At 72.0% G+C, this 21,046-nt stretch carries 15 protein-coding genes and 1 tRNA gene; 8 read left to right on the plus strand and 8 right to left on the minus strand.

From position 1 onward, the window contains the following. Positions 1-259: 259 nt before the first annotated feature. Positions 260-1,012, minus strand: a complete 753-nt coding sequence (locus WD341_RS11830) for a DsbA family protein (RefSeq protein WP_368425662.1) — start codon at positions 1,010-1,012, stop codon at positions 260-262. A gap of 41 nt (positions 1,013-1,053) precedes the next feature. Continuing rightward, on the minus strand, positions 1,054-2,433 hold the full coding sequence (locus WD341_RS11835; RefSeq protein ID WP_368425663.1) for a M48 family metalloprotease: 1,380 nt from the start codon (positions 2,431-2,433) through the stop codon (positions 1,054-1,056). A 49-nt stretch (positions 2,434-2,482) separates the two neighbouring features. Here WD341_RS11835 and WD341_RS11840 point away from each other — a divergent pair, with 49 nt between their 5' ends. Together WD341_RS11840 and WD341_RS11845 are read left to right on the plus strand one after the other, a co-directional pair. Further along, entirely contained in the window at positions 2,483-4,084 is a 1,602-nt protein-coding gene (locus WD341_RS11840) for a gamma-glutamyltransferase (protein WP_368425664.1), read from the plus strand. Between the two features lie 15 nt (positions 4,085-4,099). Continuing rightward, positions 4,100-5,254: an aminotransferase class I/II-fold pyridoxal phosphate-dependent enzyme gene (locus tag WD341_RS11845; RefSeq protein WP_368425665.1), complete on the plus strand. Its 1,155-nt coding sequence runs from the start codon at positions 4,100-4,102 to the stop codon at positions 5,252-5,254. Positions 5,255-5,344: 90 nt separating this feature from the next. Here the strand turns inward: WD341_RS11845 and WD341_RS11850 are convergent, their stop codons facing one another. Beyond that, positions 5,345-8,350, minus strand: coding sequence for a ribonuclease E/G (locus WD341_RS11850; protein ID WP_368425666.1), 3,006 nt, complete (start codon positions 8,348-8,350; stop codon positions 5,345-5,347). 610 nt (positions 8,351-8,960) lie between these two features. On the opposite strand from WD341_RS11850, the gene WD341_RS11855 reads away from it, so the two are divergent. The 3 genes from WD341_RS11855 to prfB all read left to right on the plus strand — a co-directional run bounded on the left by WD341_RS11855 (position 8,961) and on the right by prfB (position 14,260). Then, the gene (locus WD341_RS11855) at positions 8,961-10,145 is read left to right on the plus strand and encodes an N-acetylmuramoyl-L-alanine amidase (protein ID WP_368425667.1); all 1,185 of its coding nucleotides are present in this window, start codon (positions 8,961-8,963) and stop codon (positions 10,143-10,145) included. Between the two features lie 232 nt (positions 10,146-10,377). Further along, positions 10,378-13,029, plus strand: coding sequence for a PBP1A family penicillin-binding protein (locus WD341_RS11860; protein ID WP_368425762.1), 2,652 nt, complete (start codon positions 10,378-10,380; stop codon positions 13,027-13,029). A gap of 96 nt (positions 13,030-13,125) precedes the next feature. Further along, positions 13,126-14,260, plus strand: a protein-coding gene (prfB, locus tag WD341_RS11865; protein WP_368425668.1) for a peptide chain release factor 2 whose coding sequence is annotated in 2 segments (ribosomal slippage) — positions 13,126-13,194 and positions 13,196-14,260 — 1,134 coding nt in all. Because the reading frame shifts where the segments join, the coding sequence is not laid out codon by codon here. A 178-nt stretch (positions 14,261-14,438) separates the two neighbouring features. Here prfB and WD341_RS11870 read toward each other — a convergent pair. The 5 genes from WD341_RS11870 to gph form a co-directional block, all read right to left on the minus strand. Next, positions 14,439-15,569 (minus strand): cystathionine gamma-lyase, encoded by a 1,131-nt coding sequence (locus WD341_RS11870; protein WP_368425669.1) that lies wholly within the window; start codon positions 15,567-15,569, stop codon positions 14,439-14,441. Between the two features lie 131 nt (positions 15,570-15,700). Continuing rightward, on the minus strand, positions 15,701-15,979 hold the full coding sequence (locus WD341_RS11875; RefSeq protein ID WP_368425670.1) for a HigA family addiction module antitoxin: 279 nt from the start codon (positions 15,977-15,979) through the stop codon (positions 15,701-15,703). Between the two features lie 22 nt (positions 15,980-16,001). Further along, positions 16,002-16,280 carry a type II toxin-antitoxin system RelE/ParE family toxin gene (locus WD341_RS11880; protein WP_368425671.1) on the minus strand — a complete coding sequence of 93 codons (279 nt, stop codon included), beginning with the start codon at positions 16,278-16,280 and terminating at the stop codon, positions 16,002-16,004. Positions 16,281-16,414: 134 nt separating this feature from the next. Next, positions 16,415-16,489, minus strand: a tRNA-Val gene (locus WD341_RS11885). Between the two features lie 91 nt (positions 16,490-16,580). Further along, complete coding sequence (gene gph, locus WD341_RS11890) at positions 16,581-17,258, minus strand: phosphoglycolate phosphatase (protein WP_368425672.1); 678 nt, start codon at positions 17,256-17,258, stop codon at positions 16,581-16,583. Positions 17,259-17,378: 120 nt separating this feature from the next. Between gph and glmU the strand changes: the two genes are divergently transcribed. The 3 genes from glmU to WD341_RS11905 all read left to right on the plus strand — a co-directional run bounded on the left by glmU (position 17,379) and on the right by WD341_RS11905 (position 21,018). Further along, on the plus strand, positions 17,379-18,731 hold the full coding sequence (gene glmU, locus WD341_RS11895; protein ID WP_368425673.1) for a bifunctional UDP-N-acetylglucosamine diphosphorylase/glucosamine-1-phosphate N-acetyltransferase GlmU: 1,353 nt from the start codon (positions 17,379-17,381) through the stop codon (positions 18,729-18,731). Between the two features lie 6 nt (positions 18,732-18,737). Further along, positions 18,738-20,561: a glutamine--fructose-6-phosphate transaminase (isomerizing) gene (gene glmS, locus WD341_RS11900; RefSeq protein ID WP_368425674.1), complete on the plus strand. Its 1,824-nt coding sequence runs from the start codon at positions 18,738-18,740 to the stop codon at positions 20,559-20,561. 91 nt (positions 20,562-20,652) lie between these two features. After that, on the plus strand, positions 20,653-21,018 hold the full coding sequence (locus WD341_RS11905; RefSeq protein ID WP_368425675.1) for a cupin domain-containing protein: 366 nt from the start codon (positions 20,653-20,655) through the stop codon (positions 21,016-21,018). The last annotated feature ends 28 nt before the right edge of the window (positions 21,019-21,046 follow it).

Raw genomic sequence — 21,046 nt, forward strand, 5'->3', positions numbered from 1 at the left:
CGAAGCTACGCTCGAGGGCTTCGACGCCGCGGGCGAGCCCGCCAGGAGCGACCCGGAGGGCGCGGGTTATCGCCGCACAGGCCGCGTCGAAGCGCTTGCCCGATGCGCCGCATCGCGCTGCGCGCTTCTCCTTGCCTGTCCGACGATAACCCACGTGACGACCCCTTCCAGTATGAGAAATCCAGGCTAGAGCTAGCACGCGCTCCGGCACCGGGGCAACGGCCGGTGCGCGGATCCGGCCGGCCCCGCCACCCCTTGCTCAGCCCTGGCGCGCCCGCTCGACCAGGTGGCGGAACTGCTCCATGGGCAGGGCGCCGGGCACCAGCTCCTCGCCGATCACGAAGGCCGGCGTGCCGTTGATGTCGAGCCGCTCGGCCAGGGCATAGTTCTCGGCCAGCCGCTCGTCGATCTTCGGATCGGCCATGTCGGCCTTGAGCCGCTCGAGGTCGAGGCCGACCTCGGCGGCGACGGCGTCGATCGCGGCCTCGTCGAGCGAGCCCTTGTTCTGCATCAGGGCCCAGTGGAAGGGCTCGTAGAGGTCCTGGCGCTCGGCGGCCAGGGCGGCCTTGGCGGCAAGGATCGAGGCCGGGCCCAGGATCGGGAACTCCTTCATGACCAGCTTGATGCCGCCGTCGTCCGCGACGGCCTGCTGCAGGCCCTCGGCGACGCGCTTGCAATAGCCGCACTGGTAGTCGAAGAACTCGACGACCACGACGTCGCCCTGGGGGTTGCCGAGCACCGGATCGGCCGGATCCTCGCGCAGCGCCGCCAGCGAGTCGCGCACCGCCTGCTGCCGCTGCGCCTCCGCCTGGTCCTTCTGGCGCTGCTGGAACCCCTGGATCGCCTCGAGGATGACCTCCGGGTTGTCCATCAGGTAGTCGTGGATCACGGCCTCGATCTCGGCCTTCTCGGCCGCCTCCAGCGCGCCCTGGGCGGTCGCCGGGCTGGAGAAGGCGATGACGGCGCCGAAGAGGGCGGCCGCGAGGCCGGCGGGCAACAGTCGGGTGGTCATCTGGTCGGTCTCCCGGGAAAAGGTCGGCCTTGGCCGCTGTGTCAGCGCTTGTCGGCCCGGTCCTGGTTGCGTTCTGCGACCGCCGCGATGTCGGCCGCGCGCAGCCAGCCGGTCGAGTGCTCGGTGAGTAGCGTCATCGCCTTCTCGGCCTGGCCCCGGGCGTCGCGCCACTCGCCGCGCGCGAAGTTGTACTCGGCCAGCGACATCGCGGCCATGCCCTCGTTGCCGAGCCGTCCGTTGGCGATCGCCGACAGGCGCCAGGCCGAGGCGTCGCCCGGCTCCCGTGCCAGGACCTTGGTGAGGTTCTCGAGGGCCGCCTGGTCCGTCGCCGGGCTATTGGTCTGGATCTGCACGAGGGCGAGCTGCAGGCGCAGCTGCGGCTCGCCCGGCAGCAGCTCGACGGCCTTGCCGTACGCCCCCTCCGCCTCCGCGACCTTGCCGCTCTCGAGCAGGATCTGGCCCTTGAGTTCTTGGAAGAAGGGATCCTGCGGCCGCTCGGCGATCAGCGCCTCGACCTGGACGAGGGCGTCGGCGAAGGAGCTGTTGCGGTAGGTCGAGATCGCCCGGGCGTAGCGTGCCGGCAGGCTGTCGTCGCTTGCGGGATAGGCGCGCGCGACGGCGGCCGGCGCTTCCAGGTAGCCGATCAGCTTGGCCTTCATGCGCTCGAACATCTCGAGCCATTCCGGCGGCCAGGGCTTGTCCTTGTAGGGCGACTGCGCGACCTCGCGCTCCAGGAAGCGGATGCGCGAGTCGGTCATCGGGTGGGTCGAGAGATAGGGATCCTGGCGGATCGCGTTCAGCACCCGCTGGCCGTCGAGCTTGCGCATGAACTCGACGAGGCCCTCGGGGTTGTAATGGGCGCCGCGCAGGTAGGTGATCGCCGCCTGGTCGGCGGCCTGCTCCTGGCTCTGGCTGTACTGCAGGAAGTTCTTGAGCGCGATGTCGCCGCCGATCACGGAGCCGGCGGAGGCGGCGCGGGGATCGCCGGTCAGGAGCGCGGCGCCGATGCCGAGCAGCGCCGCCGCCAGGCTGGTCATCTGCGCGCCAGCGACCTCGTCGCGCATGCGGCTCAGGTGGCCGCCGGCGATGTGGCCGGCCTCGTGGGCCAGCACCCCGATGACCTCGCCGGGGCCGTCGGTCGCGGTCAGGAAGCCGCTGTTGAGGAACATGCGCTGGTTGGTCGTGGCAAAGGCGTTGAGACGCGGGTCCTCGACCAAGTAGATGGTGACCGTGTTAGGGTTCAGCCCGGCAGCCTGGAGGACGGGAGTGACAAAGGTGCGGATGGTGTTTTCGATTTCGGCGTCGCGCAGAAGCCGCATCTGTTGGGCAAGGGCCGCCGAGCTCGTCGAGACGACGAGCGTCGAGGCGACCAGAAGCGCAACCAGGTGGCTGGCCGAGGCTCGCAGCAGTGTCCGCAGCACGATTCCGTTGCTCCCTTTCTCAGGCGAAGGTAGGCGCGGGCGCCCCCGCATGCAACGCGTTGCCGGCGGCCCGACCGGTCACGCCTTCGTGCGCCGCGGCCGGGCAGGCCGCGTGGGCGTGCTGGGTCTGGCGCTGGCCACCGGCCTGGCCGCCTGCGAGAGCACGCCGGAGCTCGGCAGGGTCGAGCTGGTCGAGGGCTTCGCCGGGCTGGTCGCCGCCGACGAGCCCAACGCCACCGTCGTCGGCCGGGAGATCCTGGCCAACAACGGCACCGCCATCGACGCCGCGGTCGCCATGGGCTTCGCGCTTTCCGTCACGCTGCCGTCGCGCGTCGGACTCGGCGGCGGCGGTGTCTGCCTTGCCTTCGACAGCGAGGCGCGCGAAGCCACGGCGGTGACCTTCGCGCCGCTCGGCAACGGCGCCGGCGGCGTCGCGCCGGGCATGGCCCGGGGCCTCGCGGTGCTGCACGCCCAGGGCGGGGTGATGCAATGGGGCCTCGTCGTCTCGCCGGCCGAGAACCTCGCCCGCTTCGGCCATCCCATCAGCCGCGCCCTGGCCAACGACCTGACCGCCGCCCAACGCCTGCTCGGGCGCCAGCCCGAACTGGCGGCGCTGTTCTCCCGCGACGGCCGCCCGCTGCGCGAGGGCGAGCGCCTGACGCAGCCGGGCATCGCCGCCCTGATCGGCGGGATCCGCCAGCGCGGCGGCATCTACCTGCACAGCGGCACGGTCGCCGAGCGGCTCGCCGAGGCCGCCCAGGCGCAGGGCATCCGCCTCGGCGCCGAAGAGATCCGGGGCTTCGTGCCCGGGGTCGGAGCGCCCCTGCGCCTGCCGGCGGGCGACGACGTGCTTTACCTGCCGCCGATGCCCTCGGGCGGCGGCGTGCTGGCCGGCCAGCTCTGGCAGATGCTCACCGAGGCGCGCGACTGGGATGGGGCGGGGGCCCAGCGGCCGGTGCTCTTCACCGAGGCCGAGATCCGCGCCCTGATCGCGCGCAACGACTGGCCGAGGGCGACGGAGCTTGCCGGCGTGCCGGGCCAGGAGATGATCTCCGAGGCGGCGGCCGAGCAGCTCTGGGCCGGTTCTCCAGCAGGCAGCGCGGTCTACCTACCGGTGCCCTCGGCCGGCTTCGTCGTCGGCGACCGCGTCGGCAACGCCGTCGCCTGCTCCTTCACGCTCAACGACTTCTTCGGCAGCGGCAAGGTCGCGCGCGGCGACCAGCTGATCTTCGCGGCGCCGCCACCGCCGGGCACCTCCAACGCCCCGACCCTTGTCGTCGCGCTGGTCGGCAACGAGAACACCGGCAAGACCCGCCTGGCGATGACGGTCGCCGGCGGCGATCTGGCGCCGGGCACTTTCTTCCAGGTTGCGCGGCCGACCCTGGAAGGCGAGTACTCGCTGGAAGAGGCGATCGACCTGCCGCGCATCGGCCGCCTGCCGAACGGCCAGCTGGTCGCCGAGCAGGGCTATTCGAGCCGTGGGCTGGAGGCGCTGCGCTCCCAGGGGGACAACCCGGAGATCCTGGGCGTCCCCAGCCTGGTCGAGGCCTTCTACTGCCCGAACGGCCTGCGCCCGAGCCGAGGTACGGCAGGCGACTGCGAGGTGATCTCCGATCCGCGCGGCACCGGCCTTTCGGAACGGGTCGAGTAGCGGGGTCGAGGATCGATGGCCCTGAAGGTCGGCGCGCGCGGCCACATCGCGCCCTTCATCGTGATGGACGTGCTGCGCGCCGCCAACGAGCGCCAGGCGGCGGGCGCCGACGTGCTGCACCTGGAAATCGGGCAGCCCGGCACGCCCGCCCCGGCGGCGGTGCGCGCGGCGGCCAAGCGGGCGATCGACGAGCAGGCGATCGGCTACACCGACGCCCTCGGGCTGCCGGCCCTGCGCCGGCGCATCGCGCGACACTACGCCGAGACCTACGGGGTCGAGGTCGACCCGGCGCGGGTGGCGGTGACGCCAGGCTCCTCCGGCGGCTTCCTGCTCGCCTTCCTGGCGGCCTTCGATCCCGGCGACCGGGTCGCGCTGGCGGCGCCCGGCTACCCGGCCTACCGCAACATCCTGGGCGCGCTGGGCCTGGAGCCGGTGCTGCTCGAAGCCGGCCCCGCCGAGCGCTACCAGCCGACGCCCGCGCTGCTCGAGCGGGCGGGGCCGCTGGCCGGCGTCATCGTCGCCAGCCCCTCAAACCCGACCGGCACGATGCTCGGCGAGGCCGAGATGGCGGCGCTGGCCGACTGGTGCGGCCAGGCCGGCGTCCGGCTCGTCTCCGACGAGATCTATCACGGCATCGGCTACGGCAGCCGGGCCGTGACGGCGCTCGAGCGGGACGACCGGGCGATCGTGGTCAACTCCTTCTCCAAGTACTACTCGATGACCGGCTGGCGCCTCGGCTGGCTGGTGCTGCCCGAGGAGCTGGCGCGGCCGGTCGAATGCCTGGGCCAGAACCTCTTCATCTCGGCGCAATCGGTCTCCCAGTACGCCGGCATCGCCGCCTTCGACTGCACCGAGGAGTTGGACGGCTACGTCGCCGGCTATGCGCGCAACCGGGCGCTGCTGCTCGAGCGGCTGCCGGCGGCGGGCCTGGACCGCCTGGCGCCGGCCGACGGCGCCTTCTACCTCTATGCCGACGTCGGGCACCTGACCAACGACAGCCAGGCCTTCTGCCGGCGCCTCCTCGCCGAGACCGGGGTCGCGATCACGCCGGGGATCGACTTCGACCCCGGGCGCGGCAGCCGCACGGTTCGCCTGTCCTTCGCCGGGCCCGAGGGCGAGGTCGCCCAGGCCGCGGAGCGCCTCGCCGACTGGCTGCGCCGGAACCGCTGACCGCGACTCTGGCCGGAGGCGGATAGCGAAACGGCCCTTCCCGGGGGGAAGGGCCGTCGCATCCTCGGCGTCGCCGTGGCAGCGGGCGCCTCAGGGTATCAGGCGGTTCCACCAGCCCTTGCGGCGGGGCTGATCGTCGTCCTCCGACTCCTCGGCGAGCGCGCTCTCGGGGGCCGGGCGGGATGGCGCCGGCGCGGGAGCCGGTCGGGAAGCCGGTGCGGAAACCGGCTCGGCAACGGGCTCCGGGGCAACCGCAGGCGCCGCGGCCTCGGGCGCCGGCGTCGGCTCCTCCGCCTCGGCGGCGCCGTTGCGCGCGGCTGCCGGCACGGCGGCCTCGGCCGCGGCCGGCTCGCGCGCCGCCCGCTCGGCGACCGCCGTCTCGGTCTTGGCCTTGGCGCGCCGCGTGCGGGTCACGGGCTTTCTCGCCTTCGGCGCCGGCTTGTCGTCCTCCGTCACAGGCTCGGCCGCGGCCTTGCGGCGCCGGCGCGCCGGCTGCTTGGCCGGCTCGGGCTCGACCGCAGCCGCCTCGGGCGTCTCGACGCCGGCATTCTCCGTAGCGACCGCCTCGGGCGCCTCGGTAGCCGCCATCGCGGCCTCGGCCGTGGCGGCGGGCTTGCGGGCCCGGCTGCGTCGCGGCCGCTTGGCCGGCGTCTCGGGCGCCTCCTCGGGCGCGGGCTCGGCCGTCTCGCTGCGGCTCGCGGCAGGCGCGGCCGCTTCGGCGGCGGCCGGCTGCTCGCCGTGGATCTCCTCCTCGGCGCGCGGGTCGTTCATGTCGCCGAAGCCGCCCCGGTCGTCGCGCCGGTCCCGGTCGTCCTCGCCCCCGGCGTCGGCCGGCTCGTCCCGCGTGCCGTCTCCGGCCGGGCCGGACTCGCCGTCGCGGCTCCCGGCAAGGGCGCCCTCGACCGCCTGATCCTCCGGGCGACGCCGCGAGCGGCGTCGTCCGCCACGCCGGCCGCGCCGGCGCCGCTTGGCCTTGCCGTCCTCGTCCGTCTCCTCGGCCGAGAGGCGCTCGCGGTCCGGCTCCTCGCCTTCCTCCTCGGCGCCGGCGGCGCCGACGTCGGGTCGCTCCGCCTCCTCCTCGGGGCCGAAGCCGCCGCGGTCCGAGACGGTGGCGTCGCCGCGGTCCGAGACGGTGGCGTCGCCGCGCTCCTCGCCGCGCTCGCGGCGTCCGCCGCGGCGCCGGCGCGGACGCCGGCGGGCGCCCTCCTCCTCGTCGCGGGTCTCGCGGGGCGCGCGCTCCTCGGCGCCCTCCTCCTCGGCCTCCAGCTCCTCCTCCTCCTCCTCGGGCGCCTCGACCGGCGCCTCGCGCAGGGCGTGGACCGGGGAGGCCTCGGTCGAGTGGCGCTTGATCTCGAAGTCGGCGGGGCCCATGTGGTCGCCGGCCCGGACCAGGACCCGCAGGCCGAAGCGCTGCTCGAGCTCGATCAGGTGCGGCCGCTTCTCGTTGAGCGCGTACAGCGCGACCTCGAGCGGCAGCGTGGCCTCAACCTCGCCGCCGCCCTTGCGCACGCCTTCCTCGGTCAGCGCCCGCAGCACGACCAGGGCCGCGGCGTCGGGCGCCCGGACGTAGCCGGTTCCGATGCAGCGCTGGCACTGCATCATCGCCGTCTCGAACAGGCTGGGACGCAGCCGCTGGCGCGACAGCTCGAGCAGCCCGAAGGGGCTGATCCGGCCGAGCTGGATGCGTGCCCGGTCGGACTTCATGGCCTCCTTGAGCCGGCGCTCGACCTCGCGGTTGTGGCGCGACTCCTCCATGTCGATGAAGTCGATGACGATCAGGCCGGCCAGGTCGCGCAGGCGCAGCTGGCGGGCGACCTCGTCGGCGGCCTCCAGGTTGGTCTTGAGCGCGGTTTCCTCGATGTGGCGCTCGCGCGTCGAGCGGCCCGAGTTGACGTCGATGGCGACCAGGGCCTCGGTCGGGTTGATCACGATCGAGCCGCCGGAGCGCAGCTGGACCTGCGGGCTGTACATGGCGTCCAGCTCGCTCTCCACCTGGTAGCGGTGGAACAGCGGCATCGAGGGGTCGTCGTAGGGCTTCACCTTCCGCGCGTGGGAAGGCATCAGCATCTTCATGAAGTCCTTGGCGCCCTTGTAGCCCTCGGCGCCCTCGACCAGCACGTCCTCCATGTCGCGGTCGTAGAGGTCGCGGATCGCCCGCTTGATCAGCGAGGCCTCCTCGTGGATCTGGCAGGGCGCGGTCGACTGCAAGGTCTTGCCGCGAACGTCGTCCCAGAGGCGCAGCAGGTACTCGTAGTCACGCTTGATCTCGGCCTTGGTGCGCTGGCTGCCGGCGGTGCGCACGATCACCGCCATGCCTTCGGGGATCGACATCTCGCCGACCACCGACTTGAGCCGGCGCCGGTCGGCGGCGTTGGCGATCTTGCGGCTGATGCCGCCGCCCTTGGCGGTGTTCGGCATCAGCACGCAGTAGCGTCCGGCCAGCGACAGGTAGGTGGTCAGCGCGGCGCCCTTGTTGCCGCGCTCCTCCTTGGTGACCTGAACCAGCATGACCTGGCGGCGCTTGACGACCTCCTGGATCTTGTAGCGGCGCAGCAGCTGGGCGCGGCGGCGCGCGGAGTCCTCGACCTCCTCGCCGCCGACCGTGTCGACCTTGGTCTCCTGGGCGATCTCCTCGACGCCGCCCCGGGCCTCGCCGGAGCCGGAGTCCTCGTCGGACTCGGCGTCGCGGGCGCGGCGCCGGCGCGGCTGCCGGCGCGCGGGCGCCTCCTCCTCCTCCTCGTCCGCGGCCTCGCCGTTGGCGCCTGCGCCGTCCTGCTCGTCGGCGGCGGCCTCGACGGCCTCGCCGCGCAGCTTCGCCTCCTCGGCGATCAGCGCCTCGCGGTCGGCGATCGGGATGCGGTAGTAGTCGGGATGGATCTCGCTGAACGGCAGGAAGCCGTGGCGGTTGCCGCCGTACTCGATGAACGCCGCCTGCAGGGACGGCTCTACGCGGGTGACTTTGGCGAGATAGATGTTGCCCTTGATCTGGGCCTTACTAGCGGTTTCGTAGTCGAACTCCTCGACTGTCTTGCCGCTGAGCACCACGACCCGGGTCTCGTCCGGGTGGGTGGCATCGATGAGCATACGCTTGACCATTGAAGAAAATCTCCGGGGCGCGGCCGGCCGGATGCGCGGAGACCGTGGAGGTCCGCGCGCGCGGCGTCGCGACGCTGGTTCGAGTTGAACTGACAAACTGGTGCTGGGGCGAGGAGTCGAGCGGACGGGCCGTAAGAGTCTCTGTCACTCCGGTACTCGGCATCGAGCTCGATCCATCCTCGGTCACGGTCCGGCCGAGGGCACGGCGTCCCTGGCCGGGTCGGTCGGCGCTACGACAAGGGCCCCTACCGGGCCACTGCCGCCGACCGTCTGTCGTCTGCATGCCTTCCGGTCGCCGCCGCTTCCGCGCTGCGCAACAGCGGCATCCCGCTGGAACCCGCGCGCGGTGGGACCGGCGCGCCCGAAGCATTCACCTTGCGTGAACGAAGGGCGCGCAGCGTCCGTACCATAGGGAGAAAGTTGCGGCACCACAACGGCTTTCGCGGTGCCGTGGCGCGTCCGCCGGAGCGGCCGGCACCGCCGGCTCAGGGCCCCGTACACGCTTAATTAATCGTTGCTCCAAGACTCTTCGAAAGGTTATCTAGGATTCATCTTGACGGCCGCTGCGATTCGCGAAACCTGCGGCTCGAAAGACTTGAAGGAACCGGGGATGTTCGCGCGGATTCTGTTTTTTCTGGGTGCGCTGTTGCTGGTGCAGCCGACGGCCGAGGCCAAGCCTGCGGTCGACGACGTGCGGCTCGGCATCCATCCGGACAAGACCCGGCTGGTCATCGAGCTGACCGAGGCGCCCGGATTCCGGGTCTTCAGCCTGGCCGATCCGGCCCGCGTCGTCGTCGACCTGCCGGCGGTCGAGTGGCCGGCCGCCGCCTCCCAGGACGGCATGGGCCTGGTCGGGGCGCTGCGCTACGGCCTGTTCACGCCCGGCACCAGCCGCGTCGTGCTCGACCTCAACCGGCCGGCGCGGGTGCTCGACGCCTTCGTGCTGCCGCCGCGCGACGGCAAGGGCTACCGCTTCGTCCTCGACATCGGACCCGCCGACGGCGCCGCCTTCCTGGCGGAGATCCGCCGCCCGCCGATCGAGTCGGACCGGCCGCTGCCGACCATCGCCGTCGCCCTGCCGGCCGCGCCGAGCGCGAGCGGCGACAGCCGGCCGACCGTGGTCATCGATCCCGGCCACGGCGGCGTCGATCCCGGCGCGACCGGCGTGTCGGGGATCTACGAGAAGGACCTGGTGCTGGGCTACGGGCTGGCGCTGCGCGATGCGCTGGCGAAGACCGGCCGGTACCGGGTCGTGATGACGCGCGCCGACGACCGCTTCCTGCCGCTGCGCGGCCGGGTCAAGATCGCCAACGAGGCGGGCGGCGACCTCTTCGTCTCCCTGCACGCCAACACCAACGCCTCGCGCAGCCTGCGCGGCGCCTCGGTCTACACGCTGTCGGAGAACGCCTCGGACTCCGAGGCCGCGGCCCTGGCGGCCAAGGAGAACAAGGCGGACATCATCGCCGGCGTCGACCTTTCCGGACAGAACGAGGTCGTCTCGCAGATCCTCATCGACCTGGCCCAGCGCGAGACGATGAATCTCTCGAAGGGCCTGGGCAACATCCTGGTGTCCTCCCTGGGCAAGTCCCTGCACCTGCTCAAGCGCACCCATCGCTACGCCGGCTTCGCGGTGCTGAAGTCGCCGAGCGTGCCCTCGGTGCTGGTCGAGGTCGGCTACATGTCCCACCCGGACGAGGAGCGGGCGCTGCGCACGCCCCAGCACCGCGCCAAGGTAATCGACGGGCTGGTCGAGGCGATCGACCAGTACTTCACGGTGCAGCAGGCGCATCGCTGAACCCCCGCCGCCGCTGCGCCCGGGCGGGCGGCTCGGCGCCTGACGGAACAATCACGGTGTTGCTACATTTTTCGGCGAGCGTACCCATATTACGGGAAACAGGGTCGACGGCGGACGGCGGTGCGGCGCGGCGACGGATGCCCGGGTCGGGGCGCCGGTTCCGCCGCGGGCGGGATCTTCTGGCGATAACGGGAGCGGGCACGTGCGGAGCCTGAGAAAACTGTTCTTCTGGATGCTCGGGCTCGGGCTCGTCGGCGTCGTGCTGGCGGGCGGCGCCTTCGTCTACGGGATCTGGCACTACGGCCGGGACCTGCCCGACTACAATGCGCTGGCCGAATACGATCCGGCGATGGTGACGCGCGTGCATGCCGGCGACGGTCGCCTGCTCAACGAGTACGCCACCGAGAACCGCATCTTCGTGCCGCTGAAGGCGATCCCGCAGGAGGTCATCGACGCCTTTCTGTCGGCTGAGGACAAGACCTTCTACGAGCACCCCGGCGTCGACCCCCTGGGCATCCTCAACGCCGTCGTCATCAACCTGCGCAACCTCGGCGGCGACCGCCGGCCGGTCGGTGCCTCGACCATCACCCAGCAGGTCGCCAAGAATTTCCTGCTGACCAACGAGGTCTCGATCGACCGCAAGGTCAAGGAGGCGATCCTCGCCTTCCGCATCGAGAAGGCCTACAGCAAGGACCGCATCCTCGAGCTCTACCTCAACGAGATCTATCTCGGCGCCGGCTCCTACGGCGTCGCCTCGGCGGCGCTCAACTACTTCGACAAGTCGCTGGCCGAGCTGACCCTGGCCGAGGCGGCCTTCCTGGCGGCCCTGCCGAAGGCGCCGAACAACTACCATCCGGTCCGCCGGCACCAGGCCGCCGTCGGGCGGCGCAACTGGGTCATCGGGCGCATGCTCGACGACGGCCGGATCACCCCCGAGCAGGCCGAGCGGGTGCGCCAGGAGGAGCTCGTCGTCCACCGCCGCGCCGCCAGCGACACCACCTCTGAGGGACAGTTCTTCGCCGAGGACGTCCGCCGCGTCCTGGTCTCGCTGTTCGGCGACGACGGGCTGTACCAGGGCGGGTTGTCGGTGCGCACCTCGCTCGACCCGGCCCTGCAGGCCGCCGCCGATCGCGCGCTGCGCCGCGGGCTGATCGCCTACGATCGGCGCCACGGCTGGCGCGGCCCCGTCGGGCGCTTCGAGACCGCGGGAGACGGGGCGACCGCCGGGCTGCCCGAGAACTGGGCCGACGACTGGGCCGCCAAGCTGGCCGAGCTGCCGAAGCCGGAGGGCGCCGGGCCCTGGAGCCTGGCGCTGGTCCTGGAGGTCGGCGGCGAGGCGGCCACCGTCGGCCTGCCCGACGGCAGCCAAGGCCGCATTCCCATGGCGGCGCTGGCCTGGGCCCGCAAGACCCTGGACGACCAGCGGGTCGGCCGCGCGCCCTCGAAGCCCGCAGACGTGCTCGCCGCCGGCGACCTGGTCCTGGTCTCGCCGGTCGAGCCGGAGGCGGCGGGCGAGCCCGTGCCGGAAGGCGTCTACGGCCTGCGCCAGATCCCCAACGTGGAGGGCGGCCTGGTCGCGCTCGACCCCCACACCGGGCGGGTCCGTGCCATGGCCGGCGGATTCTCCTACGCGCGCAGCGAGTTCAACCGCGCCAGCCAGGCCAAGCGGCAGCCCGGCTCTTCCTTCAAGCCCTTCGTCTACCTGACGGCGATGGACCACGGTTTCACGCCGGCCTCGATCGTCGTCGACGGCCCCTTCGTGATCGACCAGGGGCCGGGGCTGCCGAAGTGGAAGCCCGCCAACTACACCAACAAGTTCTATGGCCCCACGCCGCTGCGCGTCGGCATCGAGAAGTCGCGCAACCTGATGACCGTGCGCCTCGCCCAGGCGGTCGGCATGGAGAAGATCGTCGAGTACGCGCAGCGCTTCGGGATCTTCGAGCGTGACCCGCGGCCGGTGCTATCGCTGTCGCTCGGCGCCGGCGAGAGCACGCTGCTGCGCATGACCGCGGCCTACGCGATGCTCGTCAACGGCGGCAAGCGCATCGAGCCGAGCCTGATCGACCGCGTCCAGGACAAGACCGGCCGCACGGTCTGGCGCCACGACAAGCGCGACTGCCCAGGCTGCGGCACCCCCTACGAGGGCGGCCCGCCGCCGAAGCTGCCGGACGAGCGCGAGCAGATCGTCGATCCGATCAGCGCCTACCAGATCGTCTCGATGCTCGAGGGCGCGGTCCAGCGCGGGACCGGCGTGCGGCTGCGCGACCTCGGCATCACGGTCGGCGGCAAGACCGGCACGACCAACGACTACCAGGACGCCTGGTTCGTCGGCTTCTCGCCCGATCTCGCGATCGGCGTCTACATCGGCTTCGACAATCCGCGCACCCTCGGCGAGGGCGAGGCGGGCTCGCGCGCGGCGCTGCCGATCTGGAAGGATTTCGCGCAGGAAGCCTTCGAGGACACGCCCGACATCCCGTTCCGCCGGCCCGACGGCGTCAGCCTGGTGCGCGTCGCCCAGGCGACCGGCCGGCTGGCCCAGCCGGGCGACGAGGGCGTGATCTGGGAGGCCTTCAAGCCCGGCACCGAGCCGACCAGCCAGACCGCCTACAAGGCGCTGGACCCCGAGCCCTATGCCGCCTACGGCGTCGACAACCCCTACGCCCCGGGTGCCCTGCCCTACGGCCAGGCGGGAGCCGCGCAGGGTCAGCAGCCCGGCTCGCCCTACCAGCCGCTCCAGGTGCCGCCGGGCGCGCAGCAGGACCAAGGCCGGAGCGCCGGCCAGCCAGGCGTCCAGCAGCCGGGGTACCCGCAGCCCGGCCAGCAGCCCGACTACCAGCAGCAGGCGCCGCAGCCGGCGGGCGCCACGGCGGGCGGCCTCTACTGACGCGGCCGGGGACCGAACAGCCCCTTGGACGGAACACGCGCCGGTCGGCTATAAGGCCGACCGAGCGACGAGCACGAGAAGCGGGAGCGCAAAGCCATGCGCGCGGAATTGCAGGCGGACGTCGAGGCCATCAAGCAGGCCCTGGCGCTGCTGAGGAGGCATCTTTGACTGGGATCGCGCCCTCAAGCGCCTCGAGGAGCTGAACGCCCTCGCCGAGGATCCCAGTCTCTGGAACGAGGCCGCCAAGGCTCAGGCGCTGATGCGCGAGCGCAGCACGCTGGAGGGCCTGATCGGCGACTACCGAAAGCTCGAGGGCGGCCTCGATGATGCCGTCACCCTGATCGAGCTGGCAGAGGCCGAGGCGGACGAGGGCGCCCTGGCCGAGGCCGAGGCCGAGCTCAAGCGCCTGCGCGCGGAGGCCGAGAAGAAGCAGCTCGAGTCGCTGCTCTCCGGCGAGGCCGACGCCAACGACTGCTACCTCGAGATCAACGCCGGTGCCGGCGGTACCGAGGCCCAGGACTGGGCCGAGATGCTGGTGCGCATGTACTCGCGCTGGGCCGAGCAGCACGACTACAAGGTCGAGTGGCTGGAGGAAAGCCAGGGCGAGGAGGCCGGCCTCAAGTCGGCGACCCTCACCATCAAGGGCAACAACGCCTTCGGCTGGCTGAAGACGGAATCGGGCGTCCACCGCCTGGTCCGCATCAGCCCCTTCGACAGCCAGGCGCGGCGCCACACCTCCTTCGCCAGCGTCTGGGTCTACCCCGTCGTCGACGAGAACATCGAGATCGAGATCCTCGACAAGGACCTGCGCGTCGACACCTACCGGGCCTCGGGCGCCGGCGGTCAGCACATCAACAAGACCGATTCGGCGATTCGCATCACCCACCTGCCGACCAACATCGTGGTGCAGTGCCAGAACGACCGCTCGCAGCACAAGAACCGGGCGACGGCCATGGCCATGCTGAAGGCGCGGCTTTACGAGCACGAGCTGGCGCGCCGCGAAGCCGAGGCCGAGGCCGAGGAATCGACCAAGACCGACATCGGCTGGGGCCACCAGATCCGTTCCTACGTCCTGCAGCCCTATCAGATGATCAAGGACCTGCGCACGGGCGTCGAGAAGGGCAATCCCGACGCCGTGCTGGGCGGCGACATCGACGACTTCCTGGAAGCCTCGCTGGCCGCCAAGCTGGAGAAGGGCCAGGGGCGCGACGCCGGCGACGCCGCGGAGTAGGTGGCGTCCTCGCGCTTGCGTGGTTCGACAGGCTCACCACGAAGCGACGGAGGCGCCGGCGATATCCTCGCTCGGTCCCCTGACCGGTTAATGGAGAGTCCCTAGACTGCTTCATGGTGAGCTTGTCGAACCATGAAGCCGCACCGGCGCGAGCTCCAAAGACGCGGCTCGGCCCGCCCTACAGCCGGTCGAAGGCCTGCTCCAGGTCGTCGAGCAGCGCCGCGGTCGGCTCGCAGCCGAGCGACAGGCGCAGCAGGCCCGGGTGGACCGTGTCGTCCCAGCGGTAGCGCCAGTCGATCGAGCTGTGGGTGCCGCCGAAGGAGGTCGCCTTGAAGATCAGGCCGAGCCCGGACTCGAAGGCGAGCGCCCGCTCCTGGTCGGGGAAGGTGAAGGAGACGAGAGAGCCGAAGCGGCTCATCTGGCTGCGGGCGAGGGCATGGCCGGGATCGTCGGGCAGGCCCGGGTAGCGCAGCGCCGCCAGCTTCGGGTGCCCGCGGAAACGCTCGGCCACCGCCTGGGCCGAGCGGCACATGCGCTCGAAGCGCAGCTCCAGGGTCTGCAGGCCGCGGTGGCACAGCCAGGCCTCCATCGGCCCGACAATCGAGCCCGACAGCTTGCGCCAGCTGCGCAGGCTCGCGAGCAGCGCGGGGTCGCGCGCCGCGACGTGGCCCATCAGCAGGTCGGAGTGGCCGTTGACCGCCTTGGTGTCCGAGGCGACCACCAGGTCGGCGCCGAGGGCCAGGCAGCGCTGGCCGAGCGGCGTCATGGTGGTGTTGTCGCAGACCAGGAGGTTGCCGGCCTTGTGCACCTTCTCGGCGACGGCGGCGATGTCGCAGAGCTCGAGGCCGGGGTTCGAGGGCGTCTCGACCCAGACGATGCGGTAGCCGCCGAGGTTGCTGTCCTCCAGCCCGCGCGTCGCGCGCTTGTCGACGACCACGCCGAAGCGGGCCAGGAAGCTCTCGGCGTAGTGGCGCACGGCGTGATAGCCGTCCTTGGGCAGCAGCACCCGGTCGCCCGACTGCAGGAAGGGCGTCAGCGCGGCGGCCGCTGCCGCCATGCCCGAGGGGAAGAGCACGGCCTCGCCGCCCTCCAGGGCGCCCAGCGCCTCCTCGAGCGCCAGCCAGGTCGGATTGGCGTCGCGGCCGTAGGGAAAGAGCGCGCCGCTCGGGTCGCCCTGCAGGTGGTAGGTGCTGGCGAAGACCGGCGGGATGCCGAAGGGCGTCTCCCGCTCGGGCGCCGGCAGGCCGGCGTGCAGGCAGGCGAGCTCGGGTGGCAGCTCGGGCGGCAGGCTGCGGGGGTCGCTGGTCATGGTCGGGGCTCCGGCCGGGAGGATGATGGGCGCGGCTGGCATAGAGCCGGCGACCCCGCCCCTATGAAGGGAGGGCCTTTGCGCTGCCTCGTCAAGTACTTGCCTTTACCCTTTCCCGGCGTCTGGGGGCCTCAGGCGGCGGGCGCGACCTCTCGCTCGATGTCGCCCTGGAGCCGGCGCCGCGCCTCCTGCAGGTCGTGGTCGGCCTGCAGCCGGGTCCATAGCTCGGCCTCCGTGCCGAAGTACCGGGCGAGCCGCAGGGCGGTCTCCGGCGAGATCGCGCGCCGGCCGGCGACGATCTCGGAAATGCGGTTGGCCGGAACGCGCAGCGCGAGTGCGAGCGCGTTGGCGGTGAGCTCGCGGGCCTCCATCTCGCGGGCGAGGATGCGGCCCGGGTGAACGCGGATCATGACGGTGCCCTCCTTGGCGGTGTCAGTGATAGTCGACGATCTCCACGTCGTGGGCGTGGCCGTCGCGGAAGCGGAAGACGATGCGCCAGCCGCCGTTGACCGTAATCGCCCACTGGCCCTTGCGCGCGCCCTTCAGCGGGTGCAGGCCGACGCTCTTCAGCGGGCTGATCGAGCGAAGCGAGGAAGCGGCGTCGAGAACGTTCAGCAACTCGAGCGCGCGCTCGGCGTCGAGGCCGGGGAACCTGCTCTTGCCCTCCTCGGCGAAGCGGCGGGTGGCACTGTTCCTCCACGACTTGATCATATGCTTTATGTAGTACGTCGCGCGTATGTACAAGCGGCATGGCGATCTGCTCGCGCTCGTTCCGCCGTGCCGCTCGCGTTAGACGGCGCGCGGGTGCGGGGCGGCCTATTGTCGGAAATCTGCGGACGGGAGGATGGTGGGCGCGGCTGGGATTGAACCAGCGACCCCTCCCGTGTGAAGGGAGTGCTCTCCCGCTGAGCTACGCGCCCGCCCGAAGCGGAGCGCAGGAAATAGGCGCAAGGCCCGCGGACTGTCAAGCGCACGCCCCGGGGCGTGGAGGAGCCGCGCCCGAACTCGTCCTCAGGCGGCGCGGCCGCCGCCGGCAAGCGCCGCCAGCGCCCCGGGCAGCTCCTCGAAGGCGTCGATCTCGGCGGCCCGCGGCAGGCCGGCGGCGCGCTCGCCGCCGTAGCCGAAGCGGCACCAGACCGCCGGAATGCCGGCCGCGGCGGCGGCTTCCAGGTCGGCCGGGCCGTCGCCGAGCAGGACCGCCCGCTCCAGGCCGAGGCCGAGCGGCGCCAGGGTCAGGCGCAGGTGTTCGGGATCGGGCTTGCGCACCGCAAAGGAGTCGCCGCCGGCCGTCGCCTCGAACAGGCCCGCGAGCGCGAGCGCCGAGAGGATCGCGCGGCTGAAGCCGATCGGCTTGTTGGTGCAGAGCGCGAGCCGCCAGCCTTCCGCCTTGAGGCTCGCCAGGGTGGCGACGGCGCCGGGGTAGGGGCGGGTCTCGCGGGTCAGGGTTTCGGCATAGAGCGCCAGGAAGCGCGCGAGCAGGGGTTCGAGCGGCGCCTCCAATCGCCGCGCCCGCACGCCGCGCTCGACCAGCTTGCGCGCGCCCTCGCCGACCATGTCCTTGACCCGCCCGAGGGGCAGGGGCGGCGCGCCCCGCTCGGCGAGCAGGGCGTTGAGGGCGCGGCCCAGGTCGGGGGCGCTGTCGACCAGCGTGCCGTCGAGGTCGACGAGCAGGACGTCGCGGGGAACCATCTCCGGGCCTTCCGCCTTGTTGCAACGCGAAACATTAGTTTATTTGCCGGCCAGGAAGGCGCCGTGGCAAGGTCCGAAGCATCGTGAACGCCTTGAGATAAGCGGGTTTTCCCTACTCCCATGACCGCTCCGCTCGCTGTCGTCGTGCTTGCCGCAGGCAAGGGCACGCGCATGAAGTCCGACCTGCCCAAGGTGCTGCACGCCGTCGCCGGCCGGCCGATGATCGACTGGGTGCTCGAGGCCGCCGCGGCTCTCGACCCGCGCCAGATCGTCGTCGTCGTCGGCCCCGACATGGCCGAGCTCGCCGCCGCCGTGGAGCCGCACCGCACGGCGGTCCAGGCCGAGCAGCTCGGCACCGCCGACGCTGTCGGCGCGGCGCGCCAGGCACTCGCGGACTCGCTCGAGGCGGGCGCCGACGTCCTGGTGCTCTACGGCGACGGCCCCTTGATCGAGCCCGAGACGCTGCGGCGCATGGCCGAGGCGCGGGCCACCGGGCGCGCCGACTACGTCTGGCTCGGCTTCCGGCCCGCCGACCCGACCGGCTACGGCCGGCTGCTGCTGGAGGCGGACGGCGAGGTCGCGCGCATCGTCGAGGAGCAGGACGCCAGCGACGAGCAGCGCCGGATCGACCTCTGCTGGGGCGGCCTGCTGCTGGCCCGCGGCCCGGCCCTTTTCGACCAGCTGCCGCGCATCGGCAACGACAACGCCAAGGGCGAGTACTATCTGACCAGTCTGGTCGAGCTGGCGCGCGCCGCCGGGCAGCGCTCGCTCGTCGTCGAGTGCTCGGCCGAGGAGGTCGTCGGCGTCAACTCGCGCGCCGAGCTGGCCGAGGCCGAGGCGCTGCTCCAGGCACGCTTGCGTGGCCGGGCGATGGCCGGGGGCGCGACACTGCTCGACCCCGCCAGCGTGCATCTGTCGTGGGACACCCGTCTCGGCCGCGACGTCGTGGTCGAGCCCCAGGTCTTCTTCGGGCCCGGCGTGGTCGTGGGCGACGGCGTGCGGATCCGCGCCTTCAGCCACCTCGAGGGCTGCCGCATCGAGCGCGGTGCCACCGTCGGCCCCTTCGCCCGCCTGCGACCCGGCGCCGAGCTGGGCGAAGGCGCGCGGGTCGGCAACTTCGTCGAGATCAAGGCCGCGACCCTGGGCCCCGGCGCCAAGGTCAACCATCTCAGCTACGTCGGCGACGCCACGGTCGGCGCGGGGGCGAACCTGGGCGCCGGCACGATCACCTGCAACTACGACGGCTTCCGCAAGAGCCGTACCGACATCGGCCCCGGCGCCTTCATCGGCTCCAACACGGCCCTGGTCGCGCCGGTCTCGATCGGAGCCGGCGCCATCGTCGGCGCCGGCTCGACGATCTCCGGGGAGGTCCCGGACGAGGCGCTGGCGCTGAGCCGGGCCGAGCAGACGATCCGTCCTCTTGCCGCGCGTCGCTTCCGCGACCGGCGGGTCGAGGCGAAGAAGAAGGGATAAGCGTGAATGTGCGGAATCATCGGCATCCTGGGCGCCGAGCCGGTGCAGCCCCTGCTGCTCGACGCGCTACGCCGCCTGGAGTACCGGGGCTACGATTCGGCCGGCATGGCGACGCTGGTCAACGGCCGCATCGAGCGGCGGCGCGCTGAGGGCAAGATCGCCCGGCTGGCGGAGCTGCTCGAGCGCCGGCCCCTGGACGGCACGGTCGGCATCGGCCACACGCGCTGGGCGACCCACGGCCGCGCCAACGAGATCAATGCCCATCCCCACGCCGGCGAACGGGTCGCGGTGGTGCACAACGGCATCATCGAGAACTTCCGCGATCTGCGCGAGGAGCTGGAGGCGGAGGGCCACCGCTTCGAGACCGAGACCGACACCGAGGCGGTCGTGCATCTGATCGAGAGCCTCCTGGCGCGTCAGATGAGTCCCGAGCAGGCGGTCGCGGCGGCGCTGGCGCGCCTGGAAGGCGCCTTCGCGCTGGCTATCGTCTTCGCCGGCCGCCACGACCTGATGATCGGCGCCCGGCGCGGCAGCCCGCTCGCCGTCGGCTATGGCGACGGCGAGATGTTCCTGGGCTCGGACGCCCTGGCGCTGGCGCCGCTGACCAGCCGGATCTGCTACCTGCAGGAGGGCGACTGGGCGGTGCTCGACGGCACCAGCGCGCGCATCTTCGATCGCGAGAACAAGCCGGTCGAGCGCCCGATCACCGAGACCGCGCTCTCCGGCGCGCTGATCGGCAAGGGCCAGTACCGCCACTTCATGCTCAAGGAGATCTACGAGCAGCCGGCGGTGATCGGCGAGACCCTGAACACCTTCGTCAACCCGCAGAGCCGCGCGATCTCGCTGCCCGACCTGCCGCTCGACTTCGCAAAGCTGCCCCGGCTGACGATCTCGGCCTGCGGCACCGCCTTCTACGCCGGCCTGGTCGCCAAGTACTGGTTCGAGCAGCTCGCCCGCCTGCCGGTCGAGATCGACGTCGCCAGCGAGTTCCGCTACCGCGAGGCGCCGATGCCCGAGGGCGGCGCCGCGCTCTTCATCTCGCAGTCGGGCGAGACCATCGACACCCTCTCGGCGCTGCGCTACGCCCGCTCCCAGGGCCAGACCATCCTGTCGATCGTAAACCAGGCGGAAAGCGCCATCGCGCGCGAATCGGACGCCGTGCTGCCGACCCTGGCCGGCCCGGAGATCGGCGTCGCCTCGACCAAGGCCTTCACCACCCAGCTGACCGTGCTGGCCTGCGTGGCCCTTGCGGCGGCGCGGGCGCGCGGCGCCCTGAGCGAGGAGCGCGCGGCGGCGCTCTCGGCGGCGCTCATCGAGGTGCCGGCCCACGCCGCCCAGGTGCTCGAGCACGACGAGGCGATCGAGACCATGGCGCACGGCATCGCCGAGGCCCGCGACGTGCTCTACCTGGGCCGCGGCTCGCTCTACCCGATCGCCCTGGAAGGCGCGCTCAAGCTCAAGGAGATCAGCTACATCCACGCCGAGGGCTACGCCGCCGGCGAGATGAAGCACGGGCCGATCGCGCTGATCGACGAGGACGTGCCGGTGATCGTCTGCGCGCCCTCCGGCCCGCTCTTCGACAAGGTCGCCGGCAACGTCCAGGAGGTCATGGCGCGCGGCGGCAAGGTCCTGCTGCTGACCGACTCCGCCGGGCGCAAGCGTATCGGCAAGGGGCCGCGTTGGACCATCGAGCTGCCCGCCGTCGATCCCTTCGTGGCGCCGCTGCTCTACGCCATCCCGGTGCAGCTGCTCGCCTACCACACGGCCGTCATCAAGGGTACCGACGTCGACCAGCCCCGCAACCTCGCCAAGTCGGTGACGGTGGAGTAGCGCCGGCCGGGCGCAAGGTCCGGCTGGCGCGCACCGCCCCCGGCTGCGCTGGTAGTATCGCTCGGAGCGCAACGAGCGGAAGCCGCGAGCGATGCCCTACGAGCCGATCAACCTGGCCGACAAGTTCGAGCGCCTGACCGAGCAGTGGTCGCCGCGCGTCGTCGCCGAGATGAACGACTACCAGTTCAAGGTGGTCCGGGTGCAGGGCGACTTCGTCTGGCACGACCATCCGGAGACCGACGAGACCTTCCTGGTGCTCGAGGGCGAGCTGCGCATCGACTTCCGGGACGGCGCCGTGCGGCTCCGCGCCGGCGAGCTCTTCGTCGTCCCGAAGGGCGTCGAGCACAAGCCCTGCGCCGAGGGCGAGGTCAAGCTGATGCTGATCGAGCCGCGGGGCGTCGTGAACACCGGCGAGGCGGGCGGCGAGCGCACGGCCGAGAACGATCTGTGGATCTGAGGGCTGGAGATCTGACGGCTGGGGATCC

It is taken from the genome of Tistlia sp. (assembly GCF_040905785.1).
GTDB lineage: Bacteria > Pseudomonadota > Alphaproteobacteria > Kiloniellales > DSM-21159 > Tistlia.